This is a genomic window from Neobacillus sp. YX16, from assembly GCF_030123505.1.
GTDB lineage: Bacteria > Bacillota > Bacilli > Bacillales > Cytobacillaceae > Neobacillus.
In genome coordinates this window covers 3,105,882-3,128,666 of sequence record NZ_CP126115.1, presented here as the reverse complement: position 1 = coordinate 3,128,666, position 22,785 = coordinate 3,105,882, and the positions used below count along the sequence as shown (strand labels likewise).

The following is a 22,785-nucleotide window of genomic DNA, read 5'->3' as shown; positions in this document are numbered from 1 at the left end:
CGTACCCTCATTTCTACCTTCTACCGTTTCCATTATTATATCAATAAATAACTATAATTTTTTAATTTTGTCTTTAAATCGTGAAATAAACTGTTGATTCCATTCATCTCCACCAGTGGAATTTCCGCTTTGCCAAATAGGAGGATGAATGCCTTGCTCAACTAATAATGCGATTGCTTCCATTGATATAGAATTTAATATATAGGAATTCACAAATGTAGAAATGGCACCAACCTTTTGTTCTAAAGAATCTATTTTGATTACAGCATCCCCTACATCAACTTTTGAGTCAATGGCTAAATCGACTAGATCATGTAAATTTTCCTTTGAAGGATGTCTTGCAGGATGTTCTTTTGGTGTTGAAGCCGCATGCTTAAAAGATGATACTCCTATCGTTTTTACGCCTAATCGCTTTGCCTCCATTGCAGCATCAATTGTGGCTGAATTAATACCATACGCGTTAACAATGATAAGCAAATCACCTGATTTTAAGCCGTAATCTCCAATGACAATTTTCCCATATCCAGGTATGCGCTCAATAGCCATTGATCGAAGGGCACCACCGCTCAACAGTGTTCCTTCATCTAAGATTGCACTTATATGCATTAACCCGCCTGCCCGAAAGAACAATTCTTGAGAAGCAAGATTTGAGTGCCCGCCTGGTCCATAAACATAAACAACTTTGTCCTCTTTTATTTGATTTGCGACAATCTTTGCCGCCTTATTGATACTATCGCTTTCAGTCAAAATAATTTGTTCTAAATATGATTTTACATTTTCATAGTAGTTAAGAGCATATTTCATAGATAGTTAGACTCCATTCTCTTGTTTTTTAGTATTAAGTGGCTTTCCAGACTTCATCGTTCCCACTAGTTCCAACCGCTCATCTATCATGTTGTAAAAAATGAAATCTGCAGGGGACCCTATTTGAAAAGCATTTTTTTGCGGCAAATTCATTAGCCTTGCAGGTAGTATTGAGGCTTTGTCAATAGCTTTTGACAAACTGGTAACACCCATAGAAACTAAAGAATTTACTCCCCATAAAATGCTTTGCGCTGATCCCGCGAGTAATCGTGGATTGCCATTTAAATAAAGCTTACCCTCTTTCGTTAAGGTTACCTTTCCCCCAACCGCTGTTTCATAATTACCGGGAGGCAGACCAGCTAAAGCCACACTGTCACTAATGATCAACATATTGTCTTTTTTCACCTTTTCAATTACCTTCAGAACTGAAGATGGTAAATGAAAACCGTCTGCAATCACAGTGGCAGCCAATGAATCTTCGGCCAATTGATCCCACAAATAGTTTGGATGCCTTGGGAGCATCACATGGGTACCGTTCCCTAAGTGTGTCGACAACCTTGCACCTGCTTTTACTGCCTGGTAAATTTGTTCTGATGATGCGGACGTATGACCAATAGAAACCAGAACATTATGTTCAACTGCTTTTCTTATAAAATCTTCTGCATTGTCCCATTCCGGAGATAATGTAACCATTTTTATTAACCCATTTACGGATTCATTTAATTTATGAAAAAACCCCCAGTCAGGAGGCTGAATATCCATTTTGTTATGCGCACCCCTTGGACCATCCTCCAGAGATAAAAATGGACCCTCTAAATGGATGCCTGGAATCACATCTCGCACTAACTCATTCTTTTCAATTGCGTGTGAAATAGTATGAACTAGCTTCGTTATATTCTCATAAGAGTTTGTAATAATGGTAGGGTAAAAAGACGTAACACCTTCAGCTAGTAAAAAATTAACTGCTTTTTCAATTTCTTGTTCACTAAGAGAAATGTTATTAAAATCGATTCCCATATAACCGTTTACTTGAAGATCTATAAAACTAGGGGCAATAAAGATAGTTGGATCATCAACTATGGATGACTCGATAGACTGAATTACTCCTTCATTTATCGAAATTCGAACTCCTGTTTTGTCTTTATAATGTATGCCTTCTACTGTAAAACTACTATTTCTCATCCTTTTCATCTCCAAATGAATCTTCATCTAAATATAAAAATGCATGTGAATGCTTTCTCAGGAAAGTCGAAGGGCAAGCTGTGCTAATGGGACCATTCAGCGTTTGGTCAACTGCAGTTGATTTCGTTTTTCCAGGCACAACACAATACATTGATTTGGCGGACATCAAGGCAGGAATGGTTAAAGTAAGCGCATATAACGGAACTTCTTCCAGACCTGAAAAGCATCCGTCATTAACTTGCTGTTGTCTACATGCCGCATCCAACTTCACTTTTTTGGTTATTTTTTCATCTGCAAAATCAGCTACTAGTGGATCATTGAAAGCAATATGGCCATTTTCACCAATTCCGAGGCAGACAATGTCGATTTCCTTTTCCTGAAGTAACGTTGTGTAACGTTCCTCTTCTTTCTCATTAGAGCTATTAATAAGGTGAACCTCTTTAAATGGAACTTTATCAAACAATCTTTCTTTCAAAAAATTTTGAAAAAGCTGGGGAGCCTCTTGTTGAAGGCCAATATATTCGTCCATATGGAAAGCAATAATACGATTCCACTTAATTCTTTCATCTGTTACCAAATGTTGTAAAAACTCATTCTGAGAGGGAGCTGCAGCAAATACCATCCTAATTTCATCTTGATTCTGTTGTAGCCTTACAATTTGTTCAGCCACATCATTTGCTGCAAACTTTCCCATTTTATTACGGTTTTCGAAAACATAATATGTAAGTTTTTCTTTATACCCTTGCAATTTCGGTTTAACCGTCAATTTTATCACCTACTAAATTATTTTTTATCGAATGGAGAATAATCTCTTCTATTCCCTCTTGAAATGGCGCAGGCAATCCAAAATAGTAGATAAAGTCTTCTGACTCATATCCGCCTTCTCTTATTTGAGTTCTTGTCGGCACATATCCAACCATTCCATTACAATATCCAAGAGCTAGTGAATTTGGAATATTTTCTTTTACAAATACGCCATATTTTTGCACCATTTCTCCACTAAAACATACAAAAGATAACTCATTTCCAAACTGTAAAAATTGCATCTCTAAATCTAACTCTCTATTCTTTTTCCAATGCTTCGCCACATGTTCCTTCCAAATCTCTAGCACTTTCGGGAAGGCTTCCATATCTTTATTAAAAGAATAAGGTTTCTGGAATGAAAGTGGGATTTGAATCACTTTTGCTTCAATGCCATTCATCTCAAGCTTTTTACCCGATTGATGCTCCAATGCTTGAATAACCGACTCAGCAAGTTGGTTTCCTATTCTTTCCATATCGGACAGGCTTCCCCGAAAAAAGTGATTGTCCTTAATCAAAGCTGGTCGCACATCCCCACAGCAGCCTTGAAGATAGCCAATTACTGCTTCTTTGTATTTTTTTTGAAGTTGTGAGCAACAGAAGCCTGGAAACTCTGCAGATATGACATTCGCGTCCGTTGAGGTAGGATGGCAAGCGTAATGAATGAACATTCCTTTTAAATCTTTCATTTCATTTTCAAATGTAACGATTGATAGATTTTGATCAACAAATGCATTCAAATTTGGCTGCATAACAACTTTATTGCCTTCAAAATAACGTCGATGTACGCTTATATCACACGTTGATTGTCTCAAAGTTGGAGTAACATATTCCTTATTACTCTTAGCAAGTCTTACACTTTCTATTATCTTTTCTTCTAAAGAGTCTAGGAAGCTGCTATCAGCAACCCCTAAAAGACTTGTAAAAGAATAGCTAGTTTGTGGACCGCTATGATTATGTGTTGCATGAAAACAAATGGAGTCTGGTTGAATGTGATATTCATGATATATGCTGCTTCTCCATTTACGAACAAGATCGGTATCCCACCAGATTACATCGCCAATAAAAAGTAAGATTTCTTTTCCTTTTCGTTCAAAATAAAAAGTCTTTAAAAAAAGAGGAGAATGGACTTCCACCGCATTACCCTCTCTATGAGCGAACCCCGCCAGTTGGATTGGCAGCCTTGGGGAAATTTCTAGTTCATAGGTTCCAAGTAGTAAAGACATGACACATTCTCCTTTTTAATAGATATTCATTTATATAGCTTAATGATTAATATAAAGTTCCTTAAAATATGAAATGGATCTTTAACTGGAAGCGCGACTACTTTATTTAAAGGTTCACCTTTGCGATTTCTAATCTGTATCCATTCTCCAACTTCTTTATTTGGATTCGGAAAGGTCCGGAAAATATAAGCATACAGCTTTTGGTACCACTCCATGAAAACCTGTTCCTTTGTATATTTATAAAGCAGTAGCAACGTATACAACGCCTCAGAATGTGGCCACCACAATTTTGTATCCCATGTTTCACAAATAAGGGTACAATATGGGTCATGATCATTTACTTGACCAACAGGCTTTCCACCATCTTTATCAACAAACCGCAGCAGACCGCCATATTCTTCATCCCATCCTCGATTTAGTGCGTTCAATGCGACTTTTGAGAGTATGCTAAGTACATCCTGTTGCTGATTTTCTTCCCAATTATTTAAACTGTGAAGGTGAAACCAAGTAGCCTCTAAAATATGGCCAGGATTTAGATGCCTTTCTAATAGTAAGTCTTCACTTTTTCCACTTTTTCTTTTTAATTCAATACATCTGCCATCCTCTTCAATGAATTCGTTAATGATATATTGACTTATATCCTTAGAGCACTTAATGTCTAAGTCCTGGATTGGGTATGAAAACACTCTAGCAGTTACCTCAATTTCTTGAACAACATTTAATAGAATCATATTTAAAGAATGTGACAGAAAATCTTTTGGAATTGGATAAGGCTCTGTTTTAATAGAACCCGTGCCAACTCGTTTGATGATCGTTTGATAAACCAATAAAGCTAGCTGAAAGGCTTCTTCATTCTTAAATACTTCGGCATATTTATTAATCCCTAGAACGAAAAAACAATCTGCATATACACTTATGTCGGTTTGTCCATTTATTTGTTTCCCATCATTTGTGACGGCATAAAGCACATGATTTGACTCCATAAGCGTGTGTCTTTTTAGAAAGGTATACGTTTTATCAGCCATAACTTTTAATTCATCTAAATCTAAAGAAACAATACCTTCTTTTGCTAACTGATACAATTCTGAACAAAGCCAGAGAAAACGCCCTTGTGACCAAGTGTATTTATCCGAGCTAATTAGCTGTTTTCCATCATTTGTAAAGCAGGTAAAGACACCGCCGTTTTGATCATCAAACGCTTTTTCCCAAAAGGGCCAAAAATCTCGGACAATTTCCTGACTATAGAACTGAGCAAACTTATTTGAATTCATAAAAATCACCTTTTTTCTAAAAGCAGGTTATAAAGCTAGTTTATTGTTCTTATCATTAGCAAGCTCTTCGTCACTTTTACTAATAGCAGACAACATATCTTCAATTTCAGGAGATACAGTTTTATTATTTAAGAATCCTAATCCGATAAACACAAGTGCTGAAGAGAATACTGGAGCACCTAATTCAACATATAATGGCCATTCAACCCCATACTTTGTTAGAGCAAACATGATGAAGCCCACAATTATGGATGAAATTGCGGCGGTAGAACCACTCCGTTTAAAGACCGGAAGTAGTCCTAGCAACATTGGAATAGAAACAGGGCCAACTAAAGCGGCAAACCATGATATTAATAAACCTAATACTCCTCCAAAGTTATCAGAGTAAATCGCAATAATAAGAGTTAAGAATGTAAAGATAAATGTCGTAATTCGTGCAATTGTTAAAGATTTTTTTTGATCTAGCCCTTTAAATTTGTTAGACATAGTTGGAAGAATATCTCTGGTGATTACGGAAGCAATAGTATTTGCGTCTGAGGAAGTCATTGACATTGTAGCAGCAAATAATGATGCAATTACTAGACCGACTAAACCTGATGGCAACAATTCTTGTGTCAGTAATGCATATGATTTAGTTGGATCTTCAAGATTTGGCAAGATTAACGGCGCTGCCCACATTGGGAAGAACATGATTAACGGGAAAATCAAGTAAAGCCAGCCAGAGAACAGTGCGGATTTCTTTGCTTCTTTTCCTGATGGTGAAGAAATATATCGAGCTGCAAGGTTCCAAGTACCACCGTTATAACTTAAAAACACGATAAATACGAAAACTAATACATAACCCAATGAATACGGTTCATTGAATGGCTGGCTATGTGCTGGCGGGAGTTTATCCCAAATGCCAAAAATTGAACTGAAGCCACCCATTTTGGATAAAACAATAAAGAACATAGCAAAAGCAGCAACAACTTGAACAATGAATTGAACAAAGTCTGTCCAAAGATCTGCCCAAATACCACCGACTGTAATATAAATTAATGAAACTAAACCAGATAATAAAATTCCATACATAATTGGCACACCTGTAAAAACATTTAACAAAATACCAATTGCGGCCCATTTTGCGCCAACATCGAATAATTTTAGCAGCACACCGCTCCATGCAATTAATTGTTGGGTTGGCAGATTATAACGCATAGCCAAATATTCAGTAGGCGATTCTATATCTAATTTTGTTCTCAATTTTGACCAGCGAGGCGCCATTATGTAAGCCCCTACCATTACTGATACAAATATTGGAAGTGCCCACCAAACATATAAACTAAATCCATGTGTATAGGCAAGCGCTGCATACGCTACAAATACAGCTCCACTATAACCGCCCATATGGTGTGAAATCCCACCTAACCACCAAGGGACCTTTCCACCTCCTACAAAATAATCCTTTGAACCTTTTACCTTTTTGAAAGTCGTAAATCCTATTAAAATCATTACTAAGAAAAATGCCACTATAACAACCCAATCTAGACCACTCATCGTATCCCTCCCTCAAATCGTTTGCTTTATTCTGATTTATGACCTTGAAACTATTAAAATATTGCTATTCCTTCACCTCCGCTATTTAGTCATAATATATGACTAATATATTAAAAAAATAACATAAAACGCTTTCATTGTAAATAAAAAATATTTTGAATTTTTTAAATTCAAAATCATTGTGGTAGTAGTTTTTTATTAATGACATTTATTTATGGCTACTTTAATCAACAAAGAAGTCCATCCACATCAACTACGCCTCAGCCATGCTACCCACCTTTTAAACAACGGAGCTACTATTGATGTTATTCAAAGTCCACTAGGGCAGGAAAAAAGCGAGACCACTAGGATTTATGCTCATTTAAGTGGAAGCATTAGAAGAGGGATTTTATAGAAAGTATTTTTAAAAATGTAGTGAGAAAGGCAACTGGTTTTACGCTGCCCTTTTCACTATTGCCCCCTATAGTTTAAGTTAATCTGACTTTAGAAAAGTACCTTACTTTTGTAAAGCACTTAAACTCTCGATACTGGCCAGTATCTTTTCCTTTAGATTATCATCCTCAAACCCCGGTGCAGCTTGAATGGCCCCCATCCTGTACCTCTCTTGATAATCCTCTCGGAAATACCTTAGCCCTTCCGCCTGCTCATCTTTGGTAGGTGTTAGGATAAAAACCTCCTGTACCGCCCTTTTGCCAGTTTCACGATGGATAATTCCATCACGATATTTGTGCATTTCGCCAAGAGCTGTACCGAGATTGTCTGGTACTCGGTACTTAGGGTCAAAGATAATAATTCCATTTTCCCCTTCAATCACGATGTCAGGAATCATCCTTTGCGTATAAGTGTGGAAGCTCTTTGTATTAAATTGATATGTACGTTGATAGAATAAGGAAAGCCCGCCTATTAATTGAATTTTACTTTCTTTATTTTCAGCCAGCTCCAGAAAAATTCCATCCTTCTTCGTTTGAAATAAGCTACTCGTAGTAAGTACTAGCCCTGATTCCCTTAAAACTTTCACAATCCTCATAAAACACCACATTTCATACAATTGAAATGTGTCCTTTAGTGAAATCGGATAATCAAAGCCAATCCCTTCTCGGTTATGTTTGTAAAGCATGTCAAACCATTGGTACCAGATACGGTAAACTGGATGCTTGCGAAACTTTTGCGTAATGGTGTAAGGACCTTTGTTAGCAGTTATTTCCGTGATAAACGGACTAATCAGCCACCGTTCTACCACAGCCCTGTATTTTGCAGATTTACCTGCTATAGCCTTACTCTCGACACCTTCAAATTTCCGCAGGAGCCTATACAAATCCTGCAGCTGCTGCTTTAACACTTGATTTTCGTAAAGGTTAACACTTTCAAGAGTCTTAGTATTTTCCACATTACTTGGTATATCCTCCCCATGGCCCTTTACATCCAGCCAACGCAATGTTACTTGTTCAGAATGCTTTACTTTTTCTCTTTTCATCATCATTGAAAACTTTTCTAAGCGACGGAATGGCTGCTTTTCTATTTTAGAAAAAACTTGTTTTAATTGAAAGAAAGACTGGTCGATATAGCTCCACTGTGTCCAAGAAATATCACGGTTTCTTCCAGAAGCGTTCACATTAGTCTCTAAGCCGCTTAGTTGGAAACAGCTATTTGCCTCCTCGAGGATTTCTTCCAGCATCATATTAAACTGCTCTTCTGTCAGCTTTCGATCATCCGGATAGATGTATGTTTCATAGGGTTTACCGTTAATAATTATCTTTAAGATACCGTACTGAAACGGTGTGATGAAAGCAGCATAATAACCATTTTCTTGCTTGTAAAATGGCAGGGGAATATTCTGAATCCTAACCTCTACCAGGTCCCCTTTATAGCGAAGCTTATATTCTGTTGCCTCTGTTAGATACGCATCAAGAAAGGGAATCCACCCTTGCCTTATATCCCATAGTTCAAGAATGCTATCTCCAGAATTGTGTAGCTCCATAATACTCCAGCTCCTCTTTCATCCGTTTCACATGTTGAAGTGAGACAGAATTAGGAAGTAGATTCTCTGACATCCACTGTTCCATTCTGGTAAGCATATCTGATATCCGTTCATCTCCCCTGACTTTTGTTAATACCTTTTCAGAAATGACACGGTCTAGAGCATCCATAGGTTCCATCTGGTGCTCTTCTGGAAGCTGAAAGTTAGCATATAATTTTTGAAGCATTTCCCCCATAGACCTGTAACCAAAATGCAGTTCAAATTGGGCTAAAGTTTGATGTAATTCTCTAAGTATCTGAAATTCTCGGGTTAGTGCTGCTTTCAAGTCCTGGTCAGCTCTTTCCCAATATGTATCAAAATCCACATCTGACAACGTCATAACAAATGCACGATCAAGGACTTTATCGGAAATAGAATGTGTCGTTTCATCGACATTAATCGTTCCCAATACATAGAAATTAGGTGGAATTAAGAGTTTCCTAGGAATATCCGTAATCGAATCGTCCTGGTGCAGAGGAATTTCCTTTCGTGATTCAACCGCACTTAAATAATCACTTAAGTAATACTCGACACGAGCCAAGTTCATTTCATCCAACAAAATAAAATGAGGTTTTTCCCGTTCCTTTAATGCATTCAATAGGACATCTAGAAATTCTGTTTTTACATACCGTTTTTCAAATGAACTATAATATCCGAAAAGCGCACTCGCATCTGTCCAGTCCGGACGCACAGGGATAATGGTGAAATATGGATTTTCACTCTCATATTCCAAACCATAGACAGCATTAGCGTAAAGGCGGCAGAGTTGCGTTTTTCCTGTACCCGATATCCCGCTTAACAGGACAAAATGCTTATCATCTAGTGCGGTAAGGTTCAAATGTAGGTCACGGACAATCTCTTTTGAAAAAGTAAATTGACTAGTTGATATCATATTGATAATTTCTTGAAAGGTAAAATTTGGTTCCATGCCCTCTTCTGTTTCTATTCCATTATCTTTAGCTGTCTCAGATATTGAATCCGCTGAAGGTAATTCGAGTTTTTTACTAGCATGGGCAAAAAGAAGAGCTGATTTGATAAAGTTCTTCTTAACTGCCTCGGCGCCTTCAACATACGTCTGTGTTTCATTATTGTAGCTGCCGACACAATAAGAAGTGCCGTTGACTTGAAAATCATGCTCCCTTAATAAGCGCATGGCAGTATTCATCACAGCATGGTTGTCCAGATTGTGTGTCGCAAACACTTTTGTAATCCACCAATCCTTTGTGCCATCCCCGATTATTTCTCTCGCGCTCGTAAAAATATGATTATGACCCTCTAGCTGTACAATAATCGTTTGAAACGGTGAATTCTTATCATGAAATTGAAGGTAACTGAGAAACCCTTTGGTGACCAATTGATCTCCATCATGAATATAAAAGGCTTGGCGTTTCCCATTGGTTTTTTCATTTTCTAGTGCTGAGATATCAACGGAATAGATGCGGCCGAGCAAATTGATTTCTTTGATGTTCCGAGTCGAAGCTAGAGATAGTAAAGCATCATATGCTTTCTTCGAAACATCGATTTCTTCATTATAAAAATGACGGAAAGCTCCCAGCTTCTCCCAAGCATCAACGAGTTCCTTAATCAGCACTTCTTCCTCGATATGCCCTTCCAATGGAAGACTGGTTCCCACTTGGAACCATGGCCGTTTCCGCGGCTTTACACAAGCCTTAATATACGGAATAAATTCATCTTTTTCTATAATCGTCTTTTCAGACCATCCTGTAAAAATGGAATAATGAGACGGAATGGCATGTAACACATTATGTATTTTATCATTTCTAACCCATGCCCAAAAAGGTATGAAATTTAGCTCAGAATGGATAATTATCATTTTACTAATACCATCAAACTCAAGCGCCAAAAAGTTATGTTCATTTTCATCCACTTTACGATTGAGCTTAATGTAATATTTACGGCCAATATTGGAATCCTTTTTCTTTTCCGCGTAGGTAGGATTCCGGGCATCGCTATAAGTGGTTGCAAGTGTGGAATCATAGCTTTTGACTATATACTCTTCTCCAAGAGTTATCCCTAATGAGTCAACAAATCGTTGGAATAAAGGCTTAATTACTGGCGATACCTCATCAAGTACCTTTCGACAACGAATTTCTGTATTGTCTTCATTAAACAAAGACTGATAATAGGTAAGATCTAACAAAACGGTCACCAACTTCCATATTCAAATATACCTTTATTATAACGGATATGGGATTATTTAGTATCTAGATAATTCTATTTTGTTTTTATAATACTCCTGCAGAAATTTAATTTTCTTCTATTCGTTTATGGTCATATGAAACTGGAAGTAATTCTGCGTAATTCCTTAAGTGTTTCTGCCTCATCTTCAATATTAACCGTATAGCATTTTATTTTTTTGCCTTCATCATTTTCCAAATGCCAGCAGTTTAAACATTCGCCGCATTTATTTCATTTTAATCTTGTTGTCCGGGGCTTTCTAGCTATGAATAGGCTGGGGGAGTATGTGCCTTCCGCTCAAAATGATAATGAAGACGGTATTCACATATTTCCTTCGTCCAGTCATATAGGATTTCTTCATCTGCCGGAGCAACATCGAAGTTTAATCTAAACTCATCATTTTGATAAGAAATCAACCCTTTTGAGCTGCCACTCCATTTAGTCATAGGCATTTTAGCTATTAGTTTACTGACACTCTTTTCCTCATAGTCCCATAGTTCCCTAGCACCTTTATCTGAAAAATCAATCCTTTTTCTAAACTCTTTTTCCATTAATTATTGGTGGAAAAAGTGAGTAGTTTCTTTTGAAGATATTGAGTCATACCAATTGGATTTCCCTCGGGCAAGCATAGCGAGCAGCACAACCATCTTATAGCTTTTGGTCATGCTTGTTTTTTCTACTTCTACAAACCATTTTTCATAGTGGTTATATACCAGAGCTTCCTGATGAGATAATTCCTCCGCCAATTTCAAAAATCCAAAATAGGATTGAAATTCCTGTTTGTACTGCGTTGATTCTGAAGCACCCTTTAAGTGGATTTCCAGATAGGTCGGTCTCCTGCCTAAGTCTCGCTTAAGATCCAGATAATCACTCAATAATTTTTCTTTTCTTGGCTGTCTCTTTCGCATCATTTCTTTGAAAAGGTTAATGACGTAGATATCCAAATCTAATTCACAAAATTGTGGTAAGGTCGGTTGGATATTCCGTGTCTTCCCCTCACTAGGATTCGTATCAAATAAGCTGAGTTTAATATCCGCATTCAGGTAGTTTCCTATTAAGTCTACAATGACACATGCTTCTTTACCAGGATGTAAACGAAGCCCCCTCCCAATTTGCTGGGTAAAGACGGTTAACGATTCCGTTGGCCGAACAAACAGTAAGGTATCAACCGCAGGGATATCTACACCCTCATTAAACAGATTAACCGTAAAAATCGCATGGATTTCACCGTTATGGAGCTTGGAAATCGCCTTACTTCTGCTTATATCAACCTGTTGTGAATGCAGACTTACAGTTTTATAGCCATGATGATTAAAGTAGTTAGATAAGAAATTGGCTTGTCGAATCGAAGAGCAAAAGGCTAATGTTCGCGTTTGCTTTTTATCCTCCCAAGCACGCAGGATTTTAAGTGCCAAGTCCTCTTTTAATTGAGCTTGCAATAACTCCTCTTCTTCATAACGATTACCTAACCACGTGATTTGGCTATAATCCGTGTCATCGTAAACTCCAAAGTATTTAAAAGGGGCAAGCCACTTCCGTTCTATAGCATCCAAGAAATCAAGTCTAAATGCCACGTTCCCATCACAAATAGCATAAACATCCTTGTTGTCATTCCGGTCTGCAGTAGCCGTGATACCCAATAAAAACTTTGGTTTAAAGTAATCTAATGCCCTTTTATAGGAATCTGCAGCAGCATGATGAAACTCATCAATGATAATGAGGTCAAATTCTTCCGGCTGGAACTGCTCTAGATGAGTTTTCATACTTAACGTATAGATAGAAGCAAAGATGGCATCCGCATTACTTTCTTTCGTTTTCCCGTTATAAATGCCATATTGTTTATCTGGCATGACTTTTTTAAATGAATCTCTTGCTTGATAGAGAATCTCTTCCCGATGGGCAATAAAGAGGACATTTGGATAAAAAGAGCCAATTCCGAACATTACTCAACCTCCTCTCCGTGTTATTTCGTAATGTCGTAATTTGAACCATTGCAGTTATAAGTTAAACTGTCAGATTAAAATACAACCTTTTCCTCAAAATCACAGTCCAGTCGGTTTCTTATGCCAACTTTTCCGAGTTTGAAGGGAGCAAAGGTCAAGAGCCATTTGTAATGCGTCTGGTAAGTCGTCATGATCTCCAAACGGAAACATTTCGAGTTGTTCTAAGAGAAGTCTTTGGGTCTGGTGAGGTCTTATGACTCCGTTCTCAAACAGCGGTTCCATTTGCTCAATTCGTTCTTCCTTCTTTCCGTGTGAACGGTTTGTTGTAATAGGTTTGAGCTTTGTGAAATATACTCTTTCCCTTTGCATTGCTTCACGGAGTTGTCTGTATAAGTCAAACTGACCTTGAACAGTTTCAACAGCGAAGACTCTTGGTTGATACTCTTTGATTATTTCCAGAGCTTTCTCCATTGCTTTGTGAGCTGGACATTTCTCTGCCCAAGTGTGAAGTACATAAAGCACACCAGTACGTCTCTCACGTCCAAGAATGACAACAGCGTTATAGTCAGAACGGTTTGACTTACCAAAAGCCATGTCCCAAGCTCCATACAATTCAAGGTTTTTGTCCTCTAATTCTCCATAGTCCCAGAAGACCATTCTGGTTTGATTGAAAATTTGACTGTCCTCGTCAATAGGAACATTTAAATATTCTGAAGCGAAAGACTTTGAGGTCATGTTGCTTTTCTCAATCATGAGACCAACATAAGACCAGCGTTGTTCCCAGAGAACCTCAACTCCCTTGTCCATTTCCTCACGGTTCATTTCATAGAAAGAAAGAGCTGTTTCCCTTCTGTCTGGGTCTTCTTGATCTCGGAGTAATTGGTCAAATACGTCCCAGAGGTCTTGACGTTCTGGAGGACTAATGACAGCGGAGAACAGCTTTGACTGGAAGTCACTCCGTCTCATAACGTCAAACAACAGACCAGACTGGTGAACAGCGGTTCCCATGTACACGAAAGCTGTTCTGTCTGGGTCTCCTATTGGCATTACAACAGAGTTGAACCAGTGAAGGTTCTTGTCTCGGAGTTCAGCTGTGTTTGTGTTCTTGCTAGACTCCAAGTCGTCACAAATGACCAAGTCTGGACGGTAAGCTCCGTTTCTCTTACCCCTCATTTGCTTTCCCATTAGGAAGCTTCAACGAGTATTCCAGCTTTGCTCAAGAAACTTTCTTGGTTGTCTCTTTCGTTCATTTGACTCTTTGGACTCAATAGCTCCCCAAAGTCCTCACGGAGTAAAGCGTTGAACTTCAATGTGTTAGCAACGTATTCAATGAACTTCTTACTCATTGAGTCGGTCTCTGATATGATCAGAATGTATTTCCGTTTCTGGAAAACGACTTGGTGAAGCGGAAAACAGTTTGACAAGTAAGCTGACTTTGCATGACCACGAGGAGCCGCCCATGCTATCCTCTTGTTGACTTCCTCGTTTGAGACCACGTTCAGAATGTCCGTGAGTTCTCTGTGAAAGTCTGGAGCCATGTCAATGGACACTCCTTTTGGAATAAGCGGTTCTTCAAACTCTGGGTTCATTTCAGCTCCTAAATATTGATACATGAAGAACAGAGTGTCATTCTCTGATCGGTCAATTCGTTTCAATTGCTTCAGCTTCAGCAACCATTCACGTTTTTCCTCAATGTCTGTGACCTTTGGAACTTTGCGTTTTGTTAGTTCAATCATTCTTTTTCTTTTGTCTGGTTCGGTCACTGGACAGAAACCATACTTGTCAACCAAGTGTTGAACTTTCATTTTCTTCCTCCTTCCTTTGCTCATAAAAAATAGGAACCACAAGGGTTCCCAGAGTCGCCAAAAAAATTATTAATTTCGTAATTTAGTAATTGACGAATGTAACATAACGTATTATCATTAACTTACAGAGATTAATTAAGTAAGGGGTTGGTAAATATGGAATTTGTTCAACCTATTCGGGACATAAACAAGATTGAAGAAATGAAAGAGAAGCTCTCCCCAAGAGACTCCTTCATGTTTACCCTCGGAATAAATGTTGGTTGTCGTATTAGTGACCTCCTTCAACTCAAGGTCAAAGACATTCGAGGAAAGTCTCACCTTTGCATTGAAGAAAGTAAGACTGGAAAGACAAAACGCTTTTTAATCAATAACTCCCTCAAAGAAGTTGTTTACAACTACACTGAAGATCTTGACCCAGAGTCTTGGTTGTTCCCAAGTCGTAAGGGAGACAAACCAATTACACGAGTTCAAGCATACAGAGTATTAAACAAGACAGCTCAAGAAATTGGACTTGACGAAATTGGAACACACACTTTGAGAAAGACTTTTGGATATTGGTTCTATAAAAGAACAATGGACGTTGCAATGTTACAAGAAATTTTCAACCATTCAGCTCCGTCAATCACTTTGAGATACATTGGAATAAACCAAGATAACATGGACGAAGCTCTGAAGGACTTCACTTTGTAAGGAGTGTAAATTGTGAGAAGACCAGAACCAGTGAAAATAAGAGTGACAGATACTTTGTGGTTGACCGCTAAAGAAATTGAAGAACAACTTGCTGAATTGGAACAAGCTTGGTTTTTAGTGGCACATAATAGAACATTAGAATATTACCAAGTTCAGAGAATAACTTTGCATTTAGAAGCTGAAATTAAAAGACTGAAGGGAATACTAAAATACGACGAATACTTTTGAAATAATAATGGGAAGGTCAATGAGACCCTCCCCTTTATTTCTTAGGTTTACGACCTGTCACAAGCTTGTATTTCTTTTGAATTTCAGCACAAAAATAGAGATTTCTCCACCAAAGATTTTCTTAACTAAGTAACCTTCCTAATAAAACCCCTTTTTGAAAGTTGATATACCTTACCCAACGAGGTTTCTATTTTAAAGTGACTATTTATTTATTTCATATTTGTCTAACTGTTTTTTTTCCTTTGACCGAATATTCTTCAAATGCTTTTTTAACCTTTTGATATTCACTCAGTCTACCAATCAAACTATCCCTAAAGACTCTTTCTGTACCACTTTTATATATAAATTTTAGTTGAGCTATCACATTATCGCCACTAGAAACCTCCATAAACTCGATATTAGAAAAAAAATAAACAGTACCATTTAATGAAAAACTATTTTTATAGATTTCTATAGATTGATTGGTATTTGATTTTCTAAACGTGTTAAATTGAACACTGCTATTCAAACCTTTATTTTCATGCGGATCGTAATTTAAAAATGCATTCCTTATTTGCTGATACTCTTCTAGATTATCGTTTTTTCTATATGTTATTTCTCTTCCGTTCTTGAATTTTATCTCCATATTCACAATTTCTCTACTAAATGGCACAACAGTACTGGAACCTCTGTAACTATTAACTGTTATATCGAGTATATCTGAAAAGTAATGGAATTTACCTTCAGCTTTAAACCCACTGTTAAATACTTCAATTGTTCCATTAAAGGTATTACCATAGGGAAAAAGTCTTCCTTTTGTTGTTACAACATGATCTCCATAATTTGCAACATTGTCCTTTCTTTCTGAAAAGAAACGTATAAGCCCTATTATCAATATAATTGCAATAATAACCATTGAGATTATTGGGGCGATATCTCCATTAGGAACAACAATCCCGATAACCACGCTTAAAATCATGTAAAGGATAAATAAACCAACTAAGAACCCACACATATTTCTTTCTCCCCCACTAGGCATTCCTATTAAATATAGATTTTGCTTAACCAAATCATTCTGTTTTATTTTATATTATTCTCTATGTGAAAATGTTTTTCCTTCTTTCAAAAATTTATGTGCTGTTTGAATAAAACTGACCTTATAACAAACCATTCATTATTAATTAATAAAAGGTCACTCAGTACTTTTAAAAATTTTGTGTGTAAATTGTAGGACACAGAAGAGGGAGAGAAAGACCCCCAGCCCCCTTGTGTACCCCTGTCAAGAAGTTTTTCTTTACACGAAATTCGAATGAAACAAAACCTTTTTCATTCTTTTGCTTGAGTCCCTTTTCCGAGAAGCTTGGAAGACTGGAGGGAACCGTGTTCTATCAACGTTTTAAATCTTTTTCCAATGTAACACAATCTATATTTTGTTACATTCAATCAGTCATTTAACAGTTCGTTCTCCATGTCAATGACTTCTCTCTCAAGGTCTTGGAGTGTTTGCTGTTGCTTAATTTCATGAGTATGTTCATGAGAGTCCTTGAGCTTTCCTCTGTTCTGTAAGACAAGTTTAATTGCTTCCAGCTGGGTCTTTTCTGACTTTCCTTCCCTCAATAATTGCTTGAGTTTGGAGTATGCTTCAGTGAGGAAGTCTTCCATTGCTCTCTCTGCAACAGAGTTCTGGTAAGCAATGAACTCTGGGTCTTTCTTCCAACGGTAAATGGTTCTTTCTGTGACTCCATATTCTTCAGCAATCTGGGCAATTGTTTTCTTTTGAATGTCGTTCGTTGCAAAAGTTTCAGCGACCCGCTTCTGAGTATCCGTCAGCGAGTTTTTCCTTAGTATTTCTGACATTCGTTTCACTCTCCTTTCTTCATTACTTCAAAATAAAAACCTTAAAAAATAAGGGTTTCTGGGTAAAACTACAAGAAAAAAGCTCGTGTCAGAAAAGTGACAACGAACCTATAAAAACACCGTACTTTTACCCAACTTTTCATGAACTTTTCCCTTACTTTTTCAAGTCGTTTTCTGATCTTATACTGGTAATGAAAACAAAGCGGTTCATATTTCAAATAAGTGAATTTTACATAGGGTCTAACAATGAAGTGAACCAAGTTCACAAAAGAAATACTCAAAAGGAGTCCAAGAAACAAAAAGGTCATATTCGAAGTGACCTCCTTAAATTGTTACAGTTTTGTTGAATTTTCATAAATTAGGTTGTTAATGTCTTCAATAGGAAGACTATTAATCGAGAAAAGCGTCAAGCTTTTTGAGATTAATTGAACACAGATAAAACAAGTTATAACTTGTTAACCCTGTTCAACAATGACTGAAACTGTCTCAACTTCCTCGTTTATCCTAATTACTTTCTTCACTTTCATTCCCTTGAGAACTTCCATTGCTTTCTTCATTTCCTTAAGCTGTGAATACTTTAGTATTATTTCAGCTCGTTCATAATGCCCAAATACAGCTTCAAACAACATATGTTGAACAAAGCTCACTTTTCCTCCAAATTTAGCGACAAAGACCAAACGTCGAGATTCCTTCAATAAGCCAACCTTTCTTTTATCCAGACCTAACTCCAGCCGAATTTCCTTCACGACTTCTTTAATTTCCTCATTCACATAATGACCAGAACCTTGAACTTGACTCAATACATTCAGATATTCAAGAAGTTCTTTAACACGTTCGTTATTCAACATTTTCTTCAACTCCTTTGGTCTGGTTCTGCTCCAGTCTTTGCTCATATTCCTTCAGTTGAGCAACGAGAAAAGCGTTTTCCTTCGTCAGTGAAGCAATTCTTTGAGTTAAATTGTCAATAATCACATTCACGTCCATTTCATCTCCCTCCTCTTTTAAAAGTAAAAGAGCCATGTCAGAAAAACATGACTCTCACACTTATAAAGGGAACAATACTCTAAATTTACAACCAATAATTAGTTTTAAAATGCAAATAAAAACTTGATAAAAAAGAAATTAGCTAATGCTTAGTTGAAGTATAATTCTGGAATTCTTAATCATTTAAAATACCCTACATATAATTGGACGATCAGTGAATTATAAAAAAGTAACCATAGATTGAGATAGTAGCTAATAAGGGGGTTTTTTTATGATTGAGGAATCATTTAATATTGACGATAAAGCTTCTAAAGAAAGAATTGAGTTCATTTCTACTTTAACAGAAAAAGAAAAGGATCAATTCATCTTTAGTATTTTATCGGATGATTATCTAGTAGAGAACCGTTATTTTCCTTTTGAGGGTGAGCCCGATGTTTCCGCTCCTGGAAACCCAAAGATTGTCTTATATGGATGTGGAGCTACAAAGAATCCAAGATGTGCGTCCCGTTGCGGTGCTAGTTACTGTCGTTCAATAGAACATGGAGAGTCATTCTGTACAACAGACTACAATGCAGACATTGGGAGACGAGGTAACTACGACATAATAGTCTATATTAGACATGGACAATTTGGAACAGATTCGGATACATGGCGAAAGTTTACTAATTGTGCTTCAGCCCGTAAACTTTTTAGAACGGATACTCTGACGGGTCCACAAAGTCCGGGAAGAGGAAAACCTTTTTTAAGTGGGAACAACAACACTTCAGGCAGACACACAGGGTCATTAGCTATAGAAGCTTTTGAGCCAGGAACAAGTAATTCTGTATGGTGGGGAATATGGTATTTTAATTCAGGTTTTGGAGAATGGGGTGATGAATGGCTTAGATGTGGACATGATTATTGGTTTTTATTTAGAGACGCTTAACCTTCCTAATTGAATTACTCAATATATATATATATATATATATATGTTCAGTAAAGGCTTGGTTTCACACCAAGCCCTTTTTGTAAGTCCTCAAAAGTTCCTCTTTAAAACTTCTCTTACTATTAAAATAGTAAAATTTTCTATATAATTAGTTAAAATAAATTATTAATGACAATAAGGAGAGGGTATCTTTTGGCACTTCAAGCTGAAACATTGGTAGAGGAATGGTTTAATCGGAATGGTTACTTTACGATAAGAGGAATAAAAGACAAGATTAACGAGATTGATATTCTGGCAATTAAAAACCTTGGAGAATATGGGTGGGATTGTGTACATTGCGAAGTTCAAGTTGGTATTCGTCCAGTAACTTATATTTGTAAACTCACTAATGAACTTGCGGCGGAATTGGGAGTCAAGGCAAGTAGTGCAAAATCGAGAACCGAGCAACAAATTGCAACCTGTGCCAAACAATGGGTAGTTAATAAATATAAAGCTAAAAATAAACAGCAAATAAGAGAACAATTAAACCCTAATTGTAGCTGGCGTTATTTACTTGTTCATGGGAATGTAAAAGAACCAAAGGAACTTGTTTATATTGAGTCCGAAGGTGTTAAACTATTCCCGTTTAGACAAATATTGAATGATTTATGCACTAAACAGACCCAACTCGATTTTTCTGGTTCATCCGCTGGTGATCTAGTAGAAATCATTAATTTTATTCAAAACTAATAAAGCAAAATGGAGCAATTCCCTTTGTGGTTGCTCCATTTTCCTCTCCTTTTATCTTTTACTGATTCCACCATTTCCACTCAACACTTATACATGTCTGATCTCCTTTACATTGACTCGAAACATTGTTTGACCAGAGTCATCGTATGGTTCGTCAAGTTTCACTTGGATTGAGGGAATATGTTGAACGTAAAGGGACTTGTTTTCTATGTAAAAAATAGTTCCTCTCTTATCAACCAAGTTCCAGCAACCGTCAACGACATTGACAACGACTCGGTCTCCAACTCGGAATGGTCTCATTGAATCACTCCCATATTCGTTTTACACTTTGAACAACGAGAGAAGCAGGAGTTAGTGACACAAAAAAAGAGAGTCAGTATCGACTCTCCCCCAAACATTATTATTCTATTAGTCTATAAATTGTCTTCTAACAATTGCCATTCGTCACTTGAAATATCGTCATTGTAGTTATTCATACAAATGAATAGTTCATTGTTGCTTTTATCTTTTCTTACGAATCCACCCTTTAAGTTATGCTTATGCAAATACCTTTTTAACACTTCAAACTTTTTAGGTGAAAACTTATCAATATCTTCACTATCTCCGCTTCTAGTAAATCCACCTTTGGTTTCAATAATCCAAATTTTTCCTCCTTTTGAAACAATATAGTCTGGATAGAATGATTTTTGCTTTCCAAAATTGTCGAGGTATACAATTGAAAAATATTCATTTCCTTTATCACCATTTTTGTAAATCCAATCAATACTACTCGAAGTTTCACAGTATTTTTCAAAAGTTTTCTCAGAATCCGAACGAACCTCAGCAGAAGACAAATATCCCTTATACACATTACTATCGAACACTTTTTGCACCTTGTTATTCTTGTCGTAAGTAAATAAAAACTCTTTTGGTATAATAAATGGTCTTTCTGTAACATTCGGTAAATTAAGTGTTGGGTGAATAAGAACACTCGCCATTGCTTTTTGTATATCTTCTCTTAATTTCTTGAAATTATTAATTACAAAGGCATAGACTTCTCTTGTATCTAAACGTAAGATCTTTTTGTCATAGCGTACATTTTTATCAAACAAGCGACGAATTATCGTGTTCATTTGGTCATACGGTAAGCTCAACTTAACACCCAGAGCACCAACACGATTGTGATACTCTCGTCCGTGTTTGTGAGTATTAAGTGGTTCAGTCATATTTACATTGGCAAGGTTTTTAAATTCCTGAACAGTCAATTTATGTATTTCCCCAGTAAAGGTATTCTTTATAATCATATCGGAAAATTTATATCCATTATGTTCAAGACGGATCTTGTTTTCTATTGTTTTTGTTGAAGTACCATATACTTGTTCATAATGAAGAACCATTGACTTAAGTGCTTCAGTTGCGTCATTTGCTACTGGAACCTCCGTTTTTTGTTCACTGACAAGTGAAAATTCCCTATGCTCTTGTTTCAAGAATAACTTTACAGCTTCAAAAGCACCTTTTCTTAAATGTAATTTGACACCTTCAGTAAATTTTTCGTCAAAAGTATATAGATAACAAGAATCCAAAAGGTCGGTTTCATAATGTTTTAACTCTGGCATACGTCTTATACGACCTATTGTTTGGATCTCGAATGTTTCACTTGTGTTTTCTCGCATTTTCACGAGAATATGTGCTCTTGGACAATCCCAACCTGTTGCAATTGCCTGTTTAATGATTACTACAATTGGCTTTGCGTCAAGTTCCTCAATTTCTTCAAGGTTTTGTTTCTTCTTATCCAACCAAACTGCTAATAAACCATTTTCATAGGTAACGTCCTTGGTTGCCAAATAGCGTTCAACCTCGTCTTGCAAAACTTCGCTGTTATTAGGAAGTTGTATTACAATTAAAGGGTTCACAATTGATTTTGGTTTTACATTTTCAAAAGCTACTTTCAATTCTTCTTGCTTATCCAATGCTTTATCGAGAAGGAAACTAATCTGACTCTCTACATTAACGGAGTGACCAAAGTTCTCATTGATTACAAGCATTTTTTTAATGAGTCCTGCTGCTATTACGTCTTCTTCTTTTACTTCAATAAGTGTGGCATTTGAATGAGTTTTTGGAGTAGCTGAAGTTCGTATCATTTTTTTCGGTTTAAATAGAGATATAATATCGTCGGATTTCACTGTATCATTTTGGTGTGACTCGTCCACAATTATTGTAAATTCAAGTCCATTATCTTGTGCTCTTCTAATATGCTCTTGAAAGTTAGCCCTTTCACTTTCTTTCATAGCATTATTACCCTTCGGGATTATCTGCTCCCAGTTAATAAAACAGGAATCATTCTCCACAAATCCATTCGCCATAACATCTGGTAAAAGCTTCGTTTGACTGTTATGAATATATTTATCCATTTTCTTTTTACTCTGTTCTTCGAGTTCACCTTTTCCTGGGGTCAACCAAACAAAAACATTTCCAAAATGTCCTTTTCCAAAGTCACTCATAAAGTGAGTGAGCATTATGGTTTTACCTGAACCCGTTGGGCTTTTAAAGATAATCTCTTTATTTTGATCTTCCATACTTTCATTTAATTTCCCAACTGCTTGAATCTGGAAATCCACAAGTCCCATATC

At 36.8% G+C, this 22,785-nt stretch carries 21 protein-coding genes and 1 pseudogene; 5 read left to right on the top strand and 17 right to left on the bottom strand.

Features of this window, described 5'->3' with window-relative positions; genetic code table 11:
* Positions 1-51 precede the first annotated feature (51 nt).
* The 6 genes from QNH48_RS15120 to QNH48_RS15095 form a co-directional block, all read right to left on the bottom strand.
* Positions 52-804: a sugar isomerase domain-containing protein gene (locus tag QNH48_RS15120; RefSeq protein WP_283950922.1), complete on the bottom strand. Its 753-nt coding sequence runs from the start codon at positions 802-804 to the stop codon at positions 52-54.
* A 6-nt stretch (positions 805-810) separates the two neighbouring features.
* Positions 811-1,986, bottom strand: coding sequence for an N-acetylglucosamine-6-phosphate deacetylase (locus tag QNH48_RS15115; protein ID WP_283950921.1), 1,176 nt, complete (start codon positions 1,984-1,986; stop codon positions 811-813).
* Positions 1,976-2,680 (bottom strand): 6-phosphogluconolactonase, encoded by a 705-nt coding sequence (locus tag QNH48_RS15110; RefSeq protein ID WP_283950920.1) that lies wholly within the window; start codon positions 2,678-2,680, stop codon positions 1,976-1,978. The genes QNH48_RS15115 and QNH48_RS15110 overlap by 11 nt, the downstream gene beginning before the upstream one ends.
* Before the next feature lie 61 nt (positions 2,681-2,741).
* On the bottom strand, positions 2,742-4,013 hold the full coding sequence (locus tag QNH48_RS15105; RefSeq protein ID WP_283950919.1) for a neutral/alkaline non-lysosomal ceramidase N-terminal domain-containing protein: 1,272 nt from the start codon (positions 4,011-4,013) through the stop codon (positions 2,742-2,744).
* A gap of 26 nt (positions 4,014-4,039) precedes the next feature.
* Complete coding sequence (locus QNH48_RS15100; RefSeq protein WP_283950918.1) at positions 4,040-5,284, bottom strand: AGE family epimerase/isomerase; 1,245 nt, start codon at positions 5,282-5,284, stop codon at positions 4,040-4,042.
* Positions 5,285-5,311: 27 nt separating this feature from the next.
* On the bottom strand, positions 5,312-6,820 hold the full coding sequence (locus QNH48_RS15095; RefSeq protein ID WP_283950917.1) for a sodium:solute symporter family protein: 1,509 nt from the start codon (positions 6,818-6,820) through the stop codon (positions 5,312-5,314).
* 214 nt (positions 6,821-7,034) lie between these two features.
* On the opposite strand from QNH48_RS15095, the gene QNH48_RS15090 reads away from it, so the two are divergent.
* Positions 7,035-7,214: a tyrosine-type recombinase/integrase gene (locus QNH48_RS15090; protein ID WP_283950916.1), complete on the top strand. Its 180-nt coding sequence runs from the start codon at positions 7,035-7,037 to the stop codon at positions 7,212-7,214.
* 102 nt (positions 7,215-7,316) lie between these two features.
* On the opposite strand, the gene QNH48_RS15085 is transcribed toward QNH48_RS15090, so the two are convergent.
* The 5 genes and pseudogenes from QNH48_RS15085 to QNH48_RS15065 form a co-directional block, all read right to left on the bottom strand.
* Entirely contained in the window at positions 7,317-8,798 is a 1,482-nt protein-coding gene (locus QNH48_RS15085) for a DUF2357 domain-containing protein (RefSeq protein ID WP_283950915.1), read from the bottom strand.
* Entirely contained in the window at positions 8,773-11,007 is a 2,235-nt protein-coding gene (locus tag QNH48_RS15080) for an McrB family protein (protein WP_283950914.1), read from the bottom strand. The genes QNH48_RS15085 and QNH48_RS15080 overlap by 26 nt, the downstream gene beginning before the upstream one ends.
* A gap of 292 nt (positions 11,008-11,299) precedes the next feature.
* Positions 11,300-12,958: pseudogene (locus QNH48_RS15075) on the bottom strand (DEAD/DEAH box helicase family protein); the annotation flags it as partial.
* Between the two features lie 120 nt (positions 12,959-13,078).
* Positions 13,079-14,164, bottom strand: a complete 1,086-nt coding sequence (gene terL, locus QNH48_RS15070) for a phage terminase large subunit (RefSeq protein WP_283955635.1) — start codon at positions 14,162-14,164, stop codon at positions 13,079-13,081.
* A complete protein-coding gene (locus QNH48_RS15065) occupies positions 14,164-14,784 on the bottom strand; it encodes a hypothetical protein (protein WP_283955634.1) in 621 nt (206 codons plus the stop codon). The genes terL and QNH48_RS15065 overlap by 1 nt, the downstream gene beginning before the upstream one ends.
* Before the next feature lie 156 nt (positions 14,785-14,940).
* On the opposite strand from QNH48_RS15065, the gene QNH48_RS15060 reads away from it, so the two are divergent.
* Both QNH48_RS15060 and QNH48_RS15055 read left to right on the top strand, forming a co-directional pair.
* The gene (locus QNH48_RS15060) at positions 14,941-15,474 is read left to right on the top strand and encodes a site-specific integrase (protein WP_283955633.1); all 534 of its coding nucleotides are present in this window, start codon (positions 14,941-14,943) and stop codon (positions 15,472-15,474) included.
* A gap of 12 nt (positions 15,475-15,486) precedes the next feature.
* Positions 15,487-15,702 (top strand): hypothetical protein, encoded by a 216-nt coding sequence (locus QNH48_RS15055; protein ID WP_283955632.1) that lies wholly within the window; start codon positions 15,487-15,489, stop codon positions 15,700-15,702.
* A 214-nt stretch (positions 15,703-15,916) separates the two neighbouring features.
* Here QNH48_RS15055 and QNH48_RS15050 read toward each other — a convergent pair whose 3' ends face one another.
* The 4 genes from QNH48_RS15050 to QNH48_RS15035 form a co-directional block, all read right to left on the bottom strand.
* Positions 15,917-16,750, bottom strand: a complete 834-nt coding sequence (locus tag QNH48_RS15050; RefSeq protein ID WP_283955631.1) for a hypothetical protein — start codon at positions 16,748-16,750, stop codon at positions 15,917-15,919.
* A gap of 374 nt (positions 16,751-17,124) precedes the next feature.
* Complete coding sequence (locus tag QNH48_RS15045) at positions 17,125-17,538, bottom strand: phBC6A51 family helix-turn-helix protein (RefSeq protein ID WP_283955630.1); 414 nt, start codon at positions 17,536-17,538, stop codon at positions 17,125-17,127.
* 455 nt (positions 17,539-17,993) lie between these two features.
* Entirely contained in the window at positions 17,994-18,386 is a 393-nt protein-coding gene (locus tag QNH48_RS15040; protein ID WP_283955629.1) for a hypothetical protein, read from the bottom strand.
* Positions 18,376-18,522: a hypothetical protein gene (locus QNH48_RS15035; protein ID WP_283955628.1), complete on the bottom strand. Its 147-nt coding sequence runs from the start codon at positions 18,520-18,522 to the stop codon at positions 18,376-18,378. Before QNH48_RS15035 ends, QNH48_RS15040 begins: the two co-directional genes overlap by 11 nt.
* A 271-nt stretch (positions 18,523-18,793) precedes the next feature.
* Here QNH48_RS15035 and QNH48_RS15030 point away from each other — a divergent pair, with 271 nt between their 5' ends.
* Both QNH48_RS15030 and QNH48_RS15025 read left to right on the top strand, forming a co-directional pair.
* Complete coding sequence (locus QNH48_RS15030; protein ID WP_283955627.1) at positions 18,794-19,447, top strand: hypothetical protein; 654 nt, start codon at positions 18,794-18,796, stop codon at positions 19,445-19,447.
* Between the two features lie 192 nt (positions 19,448-19,639).
* Entirely contained in the window at positions 19,640-20,176 is a 537-nt protein-coding gene (locus QNH48_RS15025; protein ID WP_283955626.1) for a hypothetical protein, read from the top strand.
* 87 nt (positions 20,177-20,263) lie between these two features.
* On the opposite strand, the gene QNH48_RS15020 is transcribed toward QNH48_RS15025, so the two are convergent.
* Together QNH48_RS15020 and QNH48_RS15015 are read right to left on the bottom strand one after the other, a co-directional pair.
* The gene (locus QNH48_RS15020; RefSeq protein WP_283955625.1) at positions 20,264-20,476 is read right to left on the bottom strand and encodes a hypothetical protein; all 213 of its coding nucleotides are present in this window, start codon (positions 20,474-20,476) and stop codon (positions 20,264-20,266) included.
* Between the two features lie 113 nt (positions 20,477-20,589).
* Positions 20,590-22,782 carry a DEAD/DEAH box helicase gene (locus QNH48_RS15015; protein WP_283955624.1) on the bottom strand — a complete coding sequence of 731 codons (2,193 nt, stop codon included), beginning with the start codon at positions 22,780-22,782 and terminating at the stop codon, positions 20,590-20,592.
* Positions 22,783-22,785 lie beyond the last annotated feature (3 nt).

What these genes read in the sequence shown, in the direction of transcription:
- terL (WP_283955635.1), bottom strand. Translation starts at nt 14,164, where the DNA reads ATGGGAAAGCAAATGAGGGGTAAGAGAAACGGAGCTTACCGTCCAGAC.
- QNH48_RS15060 (WP_283955633.1), top strand. Translation starts at nt 14,941, where the DNA reads ATGGAATTTGTTCAACCTATTCGGGACATAAACAAGATTGAAGAAATG.
- QNH48_RS15040 (WP_283955629.1), bottom strand. Translation starts at nt 18,386, where the DNA reads ATGTTGAATAACGAACGTGTTAAAGAACTTCTTGAATATCTGAATGTA.
- QNH48_RS15045 (WP_283955630.1), bottom strand. Translation starts at nt 17,538, where the DNA reads ATGTCAGAAATACTAAGGAAAAACTCGCTGACGGATACTCAGAAGCGG.
- QNH48_RS15090 (WP_283950916.1), top strand. Translation starts at nt 7,035, where the DNA reads ATGGCTACTTTAATCAACAAAGAAGTCCATCCACATCAACTACGCCTC.
- QNH48_RS15095 (WP_283950917.1), bottom strand. Translation starts at nt 6,820, where the DNA reads ATGAGTGGTCTAGATTGGGTTGTTATAGTGGCATTTTTCTTAGTAATG.
- QNH48_RS15085 (WP_283950915.1), bottom strand. Translation starts at nt 8,798, where the DNA reads ATGGAGCTACACAATTCTGGAGATAGCATTCTTGAACTATGGGATATA.
- QNH48_RS15020 (WP_283955625.1), bottom strand. Translation starts at nt 20,476, where the DNA reads ATGAGACCATTCCGAGTTGGAGACCGAGTCGTTGTCAATGTCGTTGAC.
- QNH48_RS15035 (WP_283955628.1), bottom strand. Translation starts at nt 18,522, where the DNA reads ATGGACGTGAATGTGATTATTGACAATTTAACTCAAAGAATTGCTTCA.
- QNH48_RS15065 (WP_283955634.1), bottom strand. Translation starts at nt 14,784, where the DNA reads ATGAAAGTTCAACACTTGGTTGACAAGTATGGTTTCTGTCCAGTGACC.
- QNH48_RS15120 (WP_283950922.1), bottom strand. Translation starts at nt 804, where the DNA reads ATGAAATATGCTCTTAACTACTATGAAAATGTAAAATCATATTTAGAA.
- QNH48_RS15105 (WP_283950919.1), bottom strand. Translation starts at nt 4,013, where the DNA reads ATGTCTTTACTACTTGGAACCTATGAACTAGAAATTTCCCCAAGGCTG.
- QNH48_RS15110 (WP_283950920.1), bottom strand. Translation starts at nt 2,680, where the DNA reads ATGGGAAAGTTTGCAGCAAATGATGTGGCTGAACAAATTGTAAGGCTA.
- QNH48_RS15100 (WP_283950918.1), bottom strand. Translation starts at nt 5,284, where the DNA reads ATGAATTCAAATAAGTTTGCTCAGTTCTATAGTCAGGAAATTGTCCGA.
- QNH48_RS15015 (WP_283955624.1), bottom strand. Translation starts at nt 22,782, where the DNA reads ATGGGACTTGTGGATTTCCAGATTCAAGCAGTTGGGAAATTAAATGAA.
- QNH48_RS15115 (WP_283950921.1), bottom strand. Translation starts at nt 1,986, where the DNA reads ATGAGAAATAGTAGTTTTACAGTAGAAGGCATACATTATAAAGACAAA.
- QNH48_RS15030 (WP_283955627.1), top strand. Translation starts at nt 18,794, where the DNA reads ATGATTGAGGAATCATTTAATATTGACGATAAAGCTTCTAAAGAAAGA.